The following is a 13,550-nucleotide window of genomic DNA, read 5'->3' on the forward strand; positions in this document are numbered from 1 at the left end:
GGGGCCCGCGCTGGGGGGGGGGCGGCCGGCCCCGCCCCCGCCCCCCCCCCCCGCCCCGCTCAGAGCGTTCCTCACCCGCAGGGGTGTCACACCCTGGACGAGACCTCAGCCTTCTCGTCCGAGGCCTGGCCTTTTCCCTCGGCCGCCGCGAGCGCCTTGTTGCGGCGCACGGACGACCAGAAGGACCAGGCGATCAGGACGACGCCGACGAGGCCGGTGATCACCTCGTGGATCTGGTACTGGATGGTGACCATGAGGATCACGGCGAGGGCGCCGATCGCGTAGTGCGCGCCGTGCTCCAGGTAGACGTAGTCGTCGAGGGTGCCCTGGCGGACCAGGTAGACCGTGAGCGACCGGACGTACATGGCGCCGATGCCGAGGCCGAGCGCCATCAGCACGATGTCGTTGGTGATGGCGAAGGCGCCGATGACGCCGTCGAAGGAGAAGGACGCGTCCAGCACTTCCAGGTAGAGGAACATGAAGAACGCGGCCTGGCCGGCGAGGACGATGGCCGGCTTCTTCTTGCCGGTCCGCTCGGCCTCCTCCTCTTCCTCGTGTTCGCGCTCCTCCTCCTCTTCGAGCTTGTCCTCGAAGTAGCCGGAGAGCCCGCCGACGACCATGTACGTGATCAGGCCGGCGATGCCGGAGATCAGCACCGTCTGCGCCTTGTCGACGTGCGCGCCGCCGTGCTGGTGGGCGTGGGTGGCGAAGGTGAACGAGGTGATCAGCAGGACGATCAGCGCGATGCAGACCGACAGCATGTCGACCTTGCCGAGCTTGGCCAGCGGCCGCTCGATCCAGCGCAGCCACTGGATGTCCCGGTCCTCGAAGATGAAGTCGAGGAAGATCATCAGCAGGAACATGCCACCGAAGGCGGCGATCGCCGGGTGGGCGTCCGTCACCAGCTGCTGGTAGTGGTCCTTGTTGTTCAGCGCGAGGTCGACCGCTTCGATCGGGCCGATCTTGGCGCTGATGGCGACGATGACGACAGGGAAGATCAGTCGCATGCCGAAAACGGCGATCAGCACACCGACCGTGAGGAAGATCTTCTGCCAGAAGGCACTCATCTTCTTCAGGATCCCGGCGTTGACCACCGCGTTGTCGAAGGACAGCGAGATCTCCAGGACGGCCAGGATCGCCACCACTCCGAAGGCGGTCCACCCCCCGTAGAACGCCGCTGCGACCAAGCCGAGCGCGGTGACCGCAAACGACCAGCCGAAGGTTTTCAAAAGCACTGGCTACCCAATCATCGTGTATGTACGGGTCTCCCCCGCGCCGTACTCGGCTTTACCTACTGTTGACCACGAAGTCTAGAGGGCCGCCCCTTCGGCTGGCGTGGGTGGGCCTAGGAAACATTGACCCCGAAGTCGAGGGCGATGCCCCGCAGACCGGACGCGTACCCCTGACCGACCGCGCGGAACTTCCACTCGCTGTTGTAGCGGTAGACCTCGCCGAAGATCATCGCCGTCTCGGTGGAGGCGTCCTCGCTGAGGTCGTAGCGGGCGAGCTCCTGGCCGTCGGCCTGGTTGACGACGCGGATGAAGGCGTTGCTGACCTGACCGAAGGTCTGGCCGCGGTTGTCGGCGTCATGGATGGAGACCGGGAAGACGATCTTGTCCACATTGGCCGGAACCTTGGAGAGGTCGATCAGGATCGACTCGTCGTCGCCCTCGCCCTCACCCGTGAGGTTGTCACCGGTGTGCTCCACCGAGCCGTCCGGGCTCTTGAGCTGGTTGTAGAAGATGAACCACTCGTCGCCGAGCACCCGGCCGCCGTTGCACAGCAGCGCGCTGGCGTCGAGGTCGAAGTCGGCTCCGGTGGTGGAGCGTGCGTCCCAGCCGAGCCCGATCATCACCTGCGTGAGGTTCGGTGCGGCCTTCGAGAGGGAGACATTGCCTCCCTTGGCGAGCGTGACGCCCATGATGCTGGTCCTCCCCGAGGTCATGCTGTGAGTTGTCGAGCGCGTCCGGCGCCGCACTTGCTGTGTGCGGCGCCGGACGGGTGAGCCTTGAGGCCGTCGGCTCAGACGTTTCTGCCCAAGCCGCGGCCGGCTCAGACGTTCACGCCGAAGTCCTGCGCGATGCCGCGCAGACCCGAGGCGTAGCCCTGGCCGATGGCGCGGAACTTCCACTCCGCGCCGTTGCGGTACAGCTCGCCGAAGACCATCGCGGTCTCCGTCGAGGCGTCCTCGGAGAGGTCGTACCGGGCGATCTCGGCGCCGCCCGCCTGGTTCACCACGCGGATGAACGCGTTGCGCACCTGGCCGAAGGACTGCTGACGGTTCTCGGCGTCGTAGATCGAGACCGGGAAGACGATCTTCTGTACGTCGGCCGGGACGCCGGCGAGATTGACCTTGATCTGCTCGTCGTCGCCCTCGCCCTCACCGGTGGTGTTGTCGCCGGTGTGCTCGACCGAGCCGTCCGGGCTCTTGAGGTTGTTGAAGAACACGAAGTTCTGGTCGTTGGCGACCTTGCCCTGGTCGTTCGTCAGCAGTGCGCTGGCGTCCAGGTCGAAGTCGGTGCCGGTGGTGGTGCGGACGTCCCACCCCAGACCTACGATGACCGCGGTCAGTCCCGGGGCCTCCTTCGACAGCGATACATTGCCGCCCTTGCTGAGGCTGACTCCCACGAGTCCTCCCAATGGTGTCCAGGGGCGGGGAGCCCCGTAGTGCGTTGGTATCGGATCAACGTGTCGATCCTAGTGACGGGTTCCCGCACCCCGCAGGGCTTGGAACCGAAGAATCACAGGGTGTCGAGCGCCTTCACGTACTCGTTCAGGTCTCGCGCGTCCGGCAGGCCGTTGACGACGGTCCAGCGGACGATGCCCTCCTTGTCGATGATGAACGTGCCGCGCACCGCGCAGCCCTTGTCCTCGTCGAAGACGCCGTACGCGCGCGAAGTGTTGCCGTGCGGCCAGAAGTCGGAGAGCAGCGGGTACTCCAGGCCCTCCTGGTCGGCGAAGACGCGCAGGGTGTGGATGGAGTCGTTGGAGACGGCCAGCAGCTGGGTGTCACGGTCCGTGAACTGCGGCAGGTTGTCGCGCAGGGAGCACAGCTCGCCCGTGCACACACCGGTGAAAGCGAACGGGTAGAAGAGCAGCACCACGTTCTTCTCACCGCGGAAGTCGGACAGCTTCACGGTGGCGCCGTGGTTGTCCTTGAGCTCGAAGTCCGGGGCCTTGGTGCCGACCTCGATCGCCATAGTCACACGCTTCCCTTCCAGGGGGCTGTTCGGGTGAGACCAGCGTACGCAGTGATCGACAGACGGCCCCGGCGCGACCCCGGCGAGCGTGGTTTCGCGCATGCGTGAGGCCCCCGCCGACGACGGTCGGCGGGGGCCTCACACACGGTGCTCTGCGGCAGACGAAGCGAGAACTCAGCGCTTGGGCGCGGTCAGGCGCGTGCCCGACCATTCCTTGCCCACGGAGATGCTCTTCGTCGGGGAGAGGCCGGCGGTCTGTGCGGCATCGCTGATGTCGCTCGGCTCGACGTAACCGTCCCGGCCGGTCTTCGGGGTCAGCAGCCAGATCATGCCGCCGTCCTCAAGGAGACCGATGGCGTCCACCAGGGAGTCCGTGAGATCGCCGTCCTCGTCCCGGAACCACAGCAGCACGACGTCGGCGACGTCGTCGTAGTCCTCGTCGACCAGTTCCTGGCCGATCAGCGATTCGATGCCTTCACGGAGCTCGTGGTCAACGTCGTCGTCGAAGCCGATCTCCTGGACCACCTGTCCGGGCTCGAACCCCAGCCTGGCGGCCGGGTTGGTCCGCTCCTCCGCGTGGTCCGCGGTCGCGCTCACGGCTTGCCTCCTGATGTGTTTCGGTAGATGTTCAGCCACGCGCGTGCGCGAAGCATTGGCCGTAGTCCACACGGGCGGGGCGGATCGCGCAAGTACCCGGCCGTCGAGACCGCCGAAACGGTGACGATCCAGGCGGTGTCGGCGCAACTCCCGGCGGACGATCACGGTGTCATGTGACGCACACCACACCTTTGTGCCCCATTTATGAATTTCGGAACCCTTGGAGCGTACGAGATCCGAACGACTTTGCGGAACGCGTCACGGAGTGCAGCGTATCGTTACGTTTTGGTCGGGCCCGTCCCAACGGTCTGCAGGAATGTCTCGGTTACCTATCGGTAGAGGTGACGATTCCGTCCCCTAGGTACACGATGGGGAACGGCGCAGACATAAGCAAAGTGGCCCTCTGACAGCGAAGGAACAGCGTGGCTTCCGGATCCGATCGCAACCCGATCATCATTGGCGGCCTTCCCAGCCAGGTCCCGGACTTCGACCCTGAGGAGACTCAGGAGTGGCTCGACTCCCTCGACGCCGCCGTCGACGAGCGGGGCCGTGAGCGGGCCCGCTATCTGATGCTGCGGCTCATCGAGAGGGCCCGCGAGAAGCGCGTGGCCGTGCCCGAGATGCGCAGCACGGACTACGTCAACACGATCGCCACCAAGGACGAGCCGTTCTTCCCCGGCAACGAGGAGATCGAGCGCAAGATCCTGAACGCGACCCGCTGGAACGCGGCCGTGATGGTGTCCAGGGCCCAGCGGCCCGGTATCGGCGTCGGCGGCCACATCGCCACCTTCGCCTCCTCCGCCTCGCTCTACGACGTGGGCTTCAACCACTTCTTCCGCGGCAAGGACGAGGGCGACGGCGGCGACCAGATCTTCTTCCAGGGGCACGCGTCCCCCGGCATCTACGCCCGCGCGTTTCTCCTCGACCGGCTGTCCGATCAGCAGCTGGACGCGTTCCGCCAGGAGAAGTCGAAGGCGCCCTACGGCCTGTCCTCGTACCCGCACCCGCGGCTGATGCCGGACTTCTGGGAGTTCCCGACCGTCTCCATGGGCCTCGGCCCGCTGGGCGCGATCTTCCAGGCGCGCATGAACCGCTACATGGAGGCGCGCGGTATCGCGGACACCTCCAAGTCCCACGTGTGGGCGTTTCTCGGCGACGGCGAGATGGACGAGCCGGAGTCGCTCGGCCAGCTGTCGATCGCGGCCCGCGAGGGCCTGGACAACCTGACCTTCGTGGTCAACTGCAACCTCCAGCGCCTCGACGGCCCGGTGCGCGGCAACGGCAAGATCATCCAGGAGCTGGAGTCGCAGTTCCGGGGCGCCGGCTGGAATGTCATCAAGCTGGTCTGGGACCGCACCTGGGACCCGCTGCTCGCCCAGGACCGCGACGGCGTGCTGGTCAACAAGCTGAACACGACGCCCGACGGCCAATTCCAGACGTACGCCACCGAGACCGGCGACTACATCCGCCGGCACTTCTTCGGTGACGACCACCGGCTGCGCGCGATGGTCGAGAACATGACCGACGACCAGATCCTGCACCTGGGCCGCGGCGGTCACGACCACAAGAAGATCTTCGCGGCGTTCTCGGCGGCCAAGGCGCACTCCGGTCAGCCGACGGTGATCCTGGCGCAGACGGTCAAGGGCTGGACGCTCGGCCCGAACTTCGAGGGCCGCAACGCCACGCACCAGATGAAGAAGCTGACGGTCGCCGACCTCAAGGGCTTCCGCGACCGGCTGCACCTGCCGATCTCCGACAAGGAGCTGGAGGACGGCGCGCCGCCGTACTACCACCCGGGCCGGGACTCGGAAGAGATCCAGTACATGCACGACCGCCGCAAGGGTCTCGGCGGATACGTCCCGACCCGCCTCGTACGGTCGCAGCCGCTGGCCCTTCCGGACGACAAGACGTATGCGGGCGTGAAGAAGGGCTCGGGCCAGCAGTCGATCGCCACGACCATGGCGTTTGTACGACTGCTCAAGGACCTCATGCGGGACAAGGAGATCGGCAAGCGCTTCGTGCTGATCGCGCCCGACGAGTACCGCACCTTCGGCATGGACTCGTTCTTCCCGAGCGCGAAGATCTACAACCCGCTCGGCCAGCAGTACGAGTCCGTGGACCGGGACCTCCTGCTCGCGTACAAGGAGTCGCCGACCGGCCAGATGCTGCACGACGGCATCTCGGAGGCGGGCTGCACGGCGTCGCTGATCGCGGCGGGTTCGGCGTACGCCACGCACGGCGAGCCGCTGATCCCGGTGTACGTCTTCTACTCGATGTTCGGTTTCCAGCGCACCGGCGACCAGTTCTGGCAGATGGCCGACCAGTTGGCGCGCGGGTTCGTCCTGGGCGCGACCGCCGGCCGTACGACACTGACCGGTGAGGGCCTCCAGCACGCGGACGGACACTCCCAGCTGCTCGCCTCGACCAACCCGGGCTGTGTCGCGTACGACCCGGCGTACGGCTTCGAGATCGCGCACATCGTCAAGGACGGTCTGCGCCGGATGTACGGTCCGGACTCGGAAGACGTCTTCTACTACCTGACCGTCTACAACGAGCCGATCCAGCATCCGGCCGAACCGGAGAACGTTGACGTGGACGGCATCCTCAAGGGCATCTACCGCCTGAAGTCCGGCGATCAGGGCGCCATTCCGGCGCAGATCATGGCGTCCGGCGTCGCGGTGCCCTGGGCCGTCGAGGCACAGCGGATCCTCGCCGCCGACTGGAACGTCAAGGCGGACGTCTGGTCGGCGACCTCCTGGAACGAGCTGCGGCGCGAGGCCGTCGAGGTGGAGCGGCACAATCTGCTGCACCCCGAGGAGGAGCAGCGCGTCCCGTACGTGACGCAGAAGCTGAGCGGTTCCGAGGGGCCGTTCGTGGCGGTGTCGGACTGGATGCGGTCCGTTCCCGACCAGATCTCCCGCTGGGTGCCGGGGACCTATCAGTCCCTCGGCGCGGACGGCTTCGGCTTCGCGGACACGCGCGGTGCGGCGCGGCGCTACTTCCACATCGACGCGCAGTCGATCGTGGTCGCGGTGCTGACCGAGCTGGCGCGCGAGGGCAAGGTCGACCGGTCGGTGCTCAAGCAGGCCATCGACCGCTACCAGCTGCTCGACGTGACGGCGGCCGACCCGGGCGCGGCGGGCGGCGACGCGTAGGCACGGGTAGCTCGGATGTAGGCACAGGTACCTCGGATGTAGACACGAGTGCCTCGGGTGAGGGGTGGCGGGCCATGGGCTCCGCCGCCCCTCCCTTCTTTTTCTTTCTACGATGCGGGCATGAAGCAAGCATCGGCACAGGCCCGCTGGGAACTGCACACCCAGCGGCCTCTGCTCGCGCTCGCGGTGGCCTTCGCCGTCGCGTACGCCGTGCCGATCGTGGACAGCGAGGCCGGCCGTCCGCTGACGCTCACCTGCACGGTGGTGGAGTGGGCGGTGTGGGGGTCGTTCGCCGCCGACTACCTCGTACGGCTCGTACTGGCCCGGCAGCGGCGGGACTTCGTCCGCACCCACTGGCTGGACCTCTTCGCGGTGATCCTGCCGATCCTTCAGCCGCTGCGGCTGCTGCGGCTCGTCGCCACGCTGATGCTGGTGGGGCGGCGGGCGCGGATGGCCTCACAGATCCAGCTGACGACGTACGTCGGGGGCGCGGTCGTCGGGCTGCTGATGTTCGGCTCGCTCGCGGTGCTCTCCGTCGAGCGGGACTCGCCGAACGGGAACATCAAGACGCTGGGCGACGCGGTGTGGTGGTCGTTCACGACGATGACGACGGTGGGGTACGGGGATCACGCGCCGACCACCGGCATGGGCCGGATGCTCGCGGTGGGCCTGATGCTCTCGGGCATCGCCCTCCTCGGTGTCGTCACCGCGAACATCGCCGCGTGGTTCATCTCCCGCTTCGAGAAGGACGACGTGGAGGAGCGCCGCCAGACCGCTGCGATCGAGGCCCTCACGGAGGAGGTCCGCGCTCTTCGCGCCGAGGTCGCCACACTGTCCGGCGCGGCGCCCCCGGGTCTGCCCCACCCAGTCCAGAAGCCCACAGAAGAACACACCCACTGACCCGCCGTCATAGCTGTGGGCAGGCGCGCCGCCGACCCCGCCGTCGTAGCTGTGGGCAGGCGTGCCGCCAGGGGCGGCACGGGTGGGCACAGCGGCACCCGTATAGCGCCGGGCCGCGCGACCCACCCCCGACGGCAACCCCGATGCCGGGAACCTTGGTTGCAACGGCACCCGGCGCCGGTGGGGGCTGTGCCCACCCTCCCCACAGCGGAAGCGGGAGCGCTTGGGCTGTCCGGCCGCAGGCCGGGGGGTGGGGTGGCCGCAGGCGTGGGCCCGGGTCGGGATGGGTCAGAACAATCCGTTGCCCGGGCCCGTTGCGCCTGCCAGCCAGATGACGGCCAGGAGGGTGTCGATCGCACCCAGGACCAGGGCGATCAGGGCCGGCAGCGGGCCGGAACCCGTCCAGCGCCGGCCCATGGCCAGCCAGCCGCACACGATCGCCACCGGCCCGAGAACGATCCCCAGCGTGAAGAAGCCGGCCACCGCACAGATGACTCCGACGATGCCAAGGGTCGCGCGATCCGGCCCGCTCCGTGACCTCATCCGGCCACGTGAACGGGGGTACCTGCGCGTACCGTTTCCGAAGCCCGCCATCATCAACTCCTGAACTCCCGTGACCTCTCGGTCCGTTCGGGTCGATACGCGGGTACCCCCGTTCCTCACCTTCAGACAGACCTGCACGCGCGCTGCCCCCCTCCGGCAGCGCGCCGCAGCCCCCGCCGCCCCCGCGCCGTAGATGCCGTGCGGAGGACTTGACCCACTGTGACCTGCGGCCCGCACCGAGCGGGAGGGATCTTGAACGCAGTCACCCTGATAGGCGAAAAGGGTGCAAGGCGAACAAGGGACGGCCCGTCAGATGTGCCCCGCTCCCGCGCCCGCGGCCTCCGCGTTGTCGCCCCGCTTGGTGAACATCGCGACGAGGACCGCCACGACGGCGACCCCGGCGGCGACCAGGCAGGCCAGGCTCATGCCGGAGATGAAGGTGTCGTGCGCGACGTCGGTGATCTTCGCGGCGATCGCGGCCGGGGTGTCCTTGGCCACCGGCGCGGCGCCCACCTGGACCGCCTCGGAGGCCTGGTCGAGCTGGGCCGGGGTGAGCGGCGGCAGCTTGGCGTCGGACCAGTTGCCCGCGAGGTCACCGTCGACCTTGGAGGCCATCACGGCGCCCAGGACCGCCGTACCGAGGCTGCCGCCGATCTGCATGGCGGCCTGCTGGAGACCGCCGGCGACACCGGAGAGCTCCATCGGCGCGTTGCCCACGATGACCTCGGTGGCGCCGACCATGACCGGCGCGAGGCCGAGACCGAGCAGGGCGAACCAGAGCGACATGATGCCGCTGCCGGTGTCCGTCTTCAGCGTGGACATGCCGAACATGGCGATCGCGGTGAGGGCCATGCCCCCGGCCAGCGGAATGCGCGGGCCGGACTTGGTGATCAGGGCGCCCGCCAGCGGCGAGCCGACGATCATCATGCCGGTGAGCGGGAGCAGGTGCAGACCGGCGTCCACCGGGCTCATGCCGTGCACGTTCTGCAGGTAGAACGTCACGAAGAACAGGCCGCCCATGAAGGCGATGGCCATCAGGACCATGAGGACGACGCCCGCCGACAGCGGCACGGAGCGGAACAGCCCCAGCGGGATCAGCGGCTCCTTCACCCGGGTCTCCCAGAAGGCGAAGAGCCCGAAGCCGAGCGCCGAGACGCCCAGGAAGCTCCACGTCAGGACGTCGCCCCAGCCCCAGGTCGGGGCCTTGATGAGCGCCCAGACCAGACAGAACATGGCACCGGAGAGCAGCCCGATGCCGAGGAGGTCGAAGGAGCGCGGGGCGTTCTCGGCGCGGTGGTCGGTCAGGATCAGCACGCCCAGGACCAGCGCGAGGACGCCGACGGGCACGTTGATGAAGAACACGGACTGCCAGCTGACGTGCTGGACCAGCAGACCGCCGAGGATCGGGCCGCCCGCCGTGGACGCGCCGATGACCATGCCCCAGATGCCGATCGCCATGTTCAGCTTCTCGGCCGGGAAGGTGGCCCGCAGCAGGCCGAGCGCGGCCGGCATCAGCAGCGCGCCGAACAGACCCTGGAAGACGCGGAAGGTGACGACGAGGGCGATGCTGTCGGACAGACCGATGGCCCCCGAGGCGGCGGCGAAGCCGACCACACCGATCAGGAAGGTCTGGCGGTGTCCGAACCGGTCGCCGAGCTTGCCCGCGGTGATCAGCGTGACCGCGAGGGCCAGAAAGTAGCCGTTGGTGATCCACTGGACGTCGGCGAAGCTCGCGCCGAGGTCCTTCTGGATGGCGGGGTTGGCGATGGCCACGATGGTGCCGTCCAGGGCCACCATCATGACCCCCACGGCCACGGTGATGAGGGTGAACCACGGATGGCCGCGCAGCCCCTTGCCGGGGGCCTCGTCCGACGGGGCGGATGGTGCCTTGTCCCCCGAGCCCGTCGCGTCGATGGTGGTCTGACTAGTCATGCTTTCGAGGCTAGTGACAGCCACTGACAGTTGACAAACCAAATCACAAGTCGGTGACTGTCACGTCACTCGCGGATAGGGTGAACTGGGCAAACGGTTCGGAGGAGAGGGCCCATGGACATGACGGACACGGCTGAGGCGGTGCCGCGTCCGGGCCTGCGCGAGCGCAAGAAACAGCGGACCAGGGACGCCCTGCTGCGGGCCGCCCTCGAACTGTTCGCCACCCAGGGGTACGAGCGGACGACCGTCGACGAGATCGCCGAGGCCGTCGACGTCTCCCAGCGCACCTTCTTCCGGTACTTCGCCGGCAAGGAGGACGTCGCCCTCTTCAGCCAGCGGATCGCCGAGTCGCACTTCCTCACCGCCGTACGCGAACGCCCGCCCCACGAAGCCCCGTTGGAGGCGCTGCGGCTGGCCCTCCTGGAGAGCTGGGACACCATCGGCGAGGCCATCGAGGCCGTCATCCCGATCGAACTGCACATGCGCACCTTCCAGTTGATCGAGTCCACCCCCGCGCTGCTCGCCGCCCATCTGCGCCGCTCCGCCGAGCTGGAGGAGGAGATCGCCCGCGTGATCGCCGCGCGCGAGGGACTCGACGTGGACGCGGATCCGCGCCCGCGGGTCGCGGTCGCCGTGTTCGGCGGAGTGATGCGGGTCACCGGCCGGCTGTGGGGGGCGGGCGAGGACACCAGCATCGAGGCGATCCGGGAACTGACGTCCTCGTATCTCGACCATGTAGGGCCCGCGTTGGCACAGAAGTGGCGCCCGGAAGATCTCTGACGGGCCGTACGCGAAAAGGCACGCAAGGGCCGCCCCCAGGGCTGTCACCGGCGGAAATTCGGCGTACCGAATGATCGTTGACGCACACAGAGCGTCACTATTTAACTCAAACTGAACCCGGTATGACCCAATTACCCCGTCAGAAACGTGATCCCTCTCACTCGTTTAACGGGAGACACCTCACTTCTCCTAGGGTGTCCTCTCAGTGACTTCCTTCGACACATCCCCCCAACTCAGCGTTTGGCGCGCAGTGCTCGCGCTGGCCGTGGTGTTCGTGATGCTGGCCACCGGTGGCTGGACCGCGCTGAACAGCCATCGGACAGCGACGCCGCTCCAAGCCTCGCGCTCCGCGTGGCAGCACGGCAGCCTCGCCGGCCACCGGCTCCCGGACGTGAACTCCGCGCCGAGCCGGCTGGCCCGTTTCTTCGCCACGCTCGACGCCCAGCAGCGCTCCCGGCTCGCCCACCGCTACCCCCTCGCGGTCGGCAACATGAACGGGGCGCCCGTGACGCTGCGCTACCAGGCGAACCACATCGCCCTGGACCAGCAGCGCAAGGTCGAGCGCACCCGCATGCACGACAGCCGGCTCTCGACGCTCGGCCAGCGCGACGCGGGCCGCCGTATGCACCGCTACGAGGCGCTGCTGCACAAGGGCCGCAAGATCCTCGCCTTCGACCCCACGGGGTCGGGCCGGGTCGCCGAGGTCATCGGCAGCCTCGACAAGGCCGAGCGGATCTCCGTGGTGGTGCCCGGCGTCGACACCGACCTGCTCAACTTCCAGCGCACCAACAAGCAGTACTCGGCACCCGTCGGCATGGCGCGTTCGCTGTACGCGGCGGAGCACGCGGCGGATCCGGGCACGCGTACGGCCGTGATCGCCTGGGCCGACTACACGGCGCCCAGCGGGCTCGGCATGGACGCGGCCACCGCCATGCGCGCCGAGGAGGGCGCGGTCCGGCTGAACGCGCTGGTGCGGGCGCTGCCGGGGAGCGCGTCGGTGGCGCTGTACTGCCACAGCTACGGCTCCGTCCTGTGCGGGGTCGCCGCCCACCGGCTGCCCTCCCGGGTCACCGACATAGCGGTCGCCGGCAGCCCCGGCATGCGGGCCGAGAAGGCCACGGACCTGCACACCTCCGCCCGGGTCTGGGCGATGCGGGACGCCGACGACTGGATCCAGGACGTGCCCTACCTGGAGGTCGGAGGCCTCGGACACGGCGCCGACCCGGTGTCGAAGGGGTTCGGGGCACGGATCCTGTCCGCGAAGGATTCCAAGGGCCACACCGGCTATTTCGAGCCGGGCACGGAGAGTCTCCGCAACTTCGCGGAGATCGGCATCGGTGCGTACCGCGCGGTCCACTGCGCGCGCGACGATGACGCGTGCCGGACGGGTTTGTCCGGCACCGCGTCGGCCGGACGCGCGTAGAGAGCGAACAACTGCGGTCCGCCCAGGGAGGCGACGGAGGCTTGCGTGCCGCATACGATGGCCCGCATGGGTGACGTACTGGCCGGATTTCATGCCGCCTGGGAGTTCGAGTCCGACTCCGTGCTCATCCGCTTCGAACGGGGGATCCGTACGCCGAAGCTGTTCCAGGCGCTCGGCGAACGCCGCATCCCCCTGGAGGCGATCGCGGCGGTGACGCTGACGCCCGGGAAGCGTGGCACGGTCGTTCTGCGTGCGGTGCCGAGGGCCGGCGCCGATCCGCTGATGGAGGCGGCCGCGGGACAGCTCAAGGAAGGGTGCGACCCCTATCGTCTGGTGCTGCCCGCCGACCGGGAGACCCTCGCCGAGTACTACGCGGACGAGCTGCGCTCCCAGCTCACCTCGGACGACGAGCCCGCCGAGCGCTATCTGGTGCACCCGCCCGAGGCGCCGCTGCAGTTCAAGGCGTACGACGGGAAGGCGTCCTTCGACGGCAAGTCGGTGACCTTCCGGTGGTTCTGGACGGGCGCCTCCTCCGCCAAGTGGAAGGCCGGCGACCAGACGTTCCCGGTCGCCGACCTGGGCGGGGTCGAGTGGCGCTCCCCCGAGGTCTTCGAGGGCCATCTGCGGCTGCTGCGCCGCGAGCCCGCGGCCGCGCAGCCCGCCCAGGCCGATCAGGATCCGGCGGCGGTGGTGTTCGGGCTGGGGTACGGGCCGGTGCACGAGTCGTTGCCGTTCGCGGCGGCGGTCCTTGCCGCGGTGCGCTCCGCGGGGTCCGCCGTTGCCGCCGTGGCCGCCGCGCCCCGCCGGGATCCCGCCGACATCGCCGAACGGATCCGGCACCTCGGAGAGCTGCACGAGGCCGGCCTCGTCACGGACGAGGAGTTCTCGACGAAGAAGGCGGAACTCCTGGCGGAGCTGTAGGGGTTCGGCCCGGCGCCCCGACACCGACACCGACACGCTGGATTCGCCCCCTCCGCCCCAGACCCCGTTCGCGCAGTTCCCCGCGCCCCTATCAAGGGG

At 68.5% G+C, this 13,550-nt stretch carries 12 protein-coding genes; 5 read left to right on the plus strand and 7 right to left on the minus strand.

All coding sequences use genetic code 11. From position 1 onward, the window contains the following. Window positions 1-86: 86 nt before the first annotated feature. The 5 genes from ACFVXA_RS40350 to ACFVXA_RS40370 all read right to left on the minus strand — a co-directional run bounded on the left by ACFVXA_RS40350 (window position 87) and on the right by ACFVXA_RS40370 (window position 3,797). Window positions 87-1,235, minus strand: coding sequence for a DUF475 domain-containing protein (locus tag ACFVXA_RS40350; RefSeq protein ID WP_362031977.1), 1,149 nt, complete (start codon window positions 1,233-1,235; stop codon window positions 87-89). Between the two features lie 110 nt (window positions 1,236-1,345). Further along, on the minus strand, window positions 1,346-1,921 hold the full coding sequence (locus ACFVXA_RS40355; protein WP_351133085.1) for a TerD family protein: 576 nt from the start codon (window positions 1,919-1,921) through the stop codon (window positions 1,346-1,348). 131 nt (window positions 1,922-2,052) lie between these two features. Beyond that, entirely contained in the window at window positions 2,053-2,628 is a 576-nt protein-coding gene (locus tag ACFVXA_RS40360; protein WP_362031975.1) for a TerD family protein, read from the minus strand. Between the two features lie 113 nt (window positions 2,629-2,741). Next, window positions 2,742-3,200, minus strand: coding sequence for a peroxiredoxin (locus tag ACFVXA_RS40365; RefSeq protein WP_362031973.1), 459 nt, complete (start codon window positions 3,198-3,200; stop codon window positions 2,742-2,744). A gap of 174 nt (window positions 3,201-3,374) precedes the next feature. After that, complete coding sequence (locus ACFVXA_RS40370; RefSeq protein WP_362031971.1) at window positions 3,375-3,797, minus strand: DUF3052 domain-containing protein; 423 nt, start codon at window positions 3,795-3,797, stop codon at window positions 3,375-3,377. A gap of 422 nt (window positions 3,798-4,219) precedes the next feature. On the opposite strand from ACFVXA_RS40370, the gene aceE reads away from it, so the two are divergent. Both aceE and ACFVXA_RS40380 read left to right on the plus strand, forming a co-directional pair. After that, window positions 4,220-6,952 carry a pyruvate dehydrogenase (acetyl-transferring), homodimeric type gene (aceE, locus tag ACFVXA_RS40375; RefSeq protein ID WP_362031969.1) on the plus strand — a complete coding sequence of 911 codons (2,733 nt, stop codon included), beginning with the start codon at window positions 4,220-4,222 and terminating at the stop codon, window positions 6,950-6,952. Between the two features lie 120 nt (window positions 6,953-7,072). Further along, window positions 7,073-7,852: a potassium channel family protein gene (locus ACFVXA_RS40380; RefSeq protein WP_362031967.1), complete on the plus strand. Its 780-nt coding sequence runs from the start codon at window positions 7,073-7,075 to the stop codon at window positions 7,850-7,852. A gap of 288 nt (window positions 7,853-8,140) precedes the next feature. Here ACFVXA_RS40380 and ACFVXA_RS40385 read toward each other — a convergent pair whose 3' ends face one another. Together ACFVXA_RS40385 and ACFVXA_RS40390 are read right to left on the minus strand one after the other, a co-directional pair. Then, a complete protein-coding gene (locus ACFVXA_RS40385; protein WP_362031965.1) occupies window positions 8,141-8,449 on the minus strand; it encodes a small hydrophobic protein in 309 nt (102 codons plus the stop codon). A 255-nt stretch (window positions 8,450-8,704) separates the two neighbouring features. After that, entirely contained in the window at window positions 8,705-10,327 is a 1,623-nt protein-coding gene (locus ACFVXA_RS40390) for an MFS transporter (RefSeq protein WP_383911459.1), read from the minus strand. A gap of 120 nt (window positions 10,328-10,447) precedes the next feature. Here ACFVXA_RS40390 and ACFVXA_RS40395 point away from each other — a divergent pair, with 120 nt between their 5' ends. From ACFVXA_RS40395 to ACFVXA_RS40405, 3 genes are all read left to right on the plus strand, one after another. Beyond that, window positions 10,448-11,107: a TetR family transcriptional regulator gene (locus tag ACFVXA_RS40395; RefSeq protein ID WP_383748355.1), complete on the plus strand. Its 660-nt coding sequence runs from the start codon at window positions 10,448-10,450 to the stop codon at window positions 11,105-11,107. A 205-nt stretch (window positions 11,108-11,312) separates the two neighbouring features. Next, window positions 11,313-12,530 carry an alpha/beta hydrolase gene (locus tag ACFVXA_RS40400; RefSeq protein ID WP_390028698.1) on the plus strand — a complete coding sequence of 406 codons (1,218 nt, stop codon included), beginning with the start codon at window positions 11,313-11,315 and terminating at the stop codon, window positions 12,528-12,530. Between the two features lie 57 nt (window positions 12,531-12,587). Further along, complete coding sequence (locus ACFVXA_RS40405) at window positions 12,588-13,451, plus strand: DUF4429 domain-containing protein (RefSeq protein WP_362032031.1); 864 nt, start codon at window positions 12,588-12,590, stop codon at window positions 13,449-13,451. Window positions 13,452-13,550: the final 99 nt, after the last annotated feature.

Origin of the sequence: Streptomyces sp. NPDC058246 (assembly GCF_042881985.1) — a bacterium.
Taxonomy (GTDB): Bacteria; Actinomycetota; Actinomycetes; order Streptomycetales; family Streptomycetaceae; genus Streptomyces.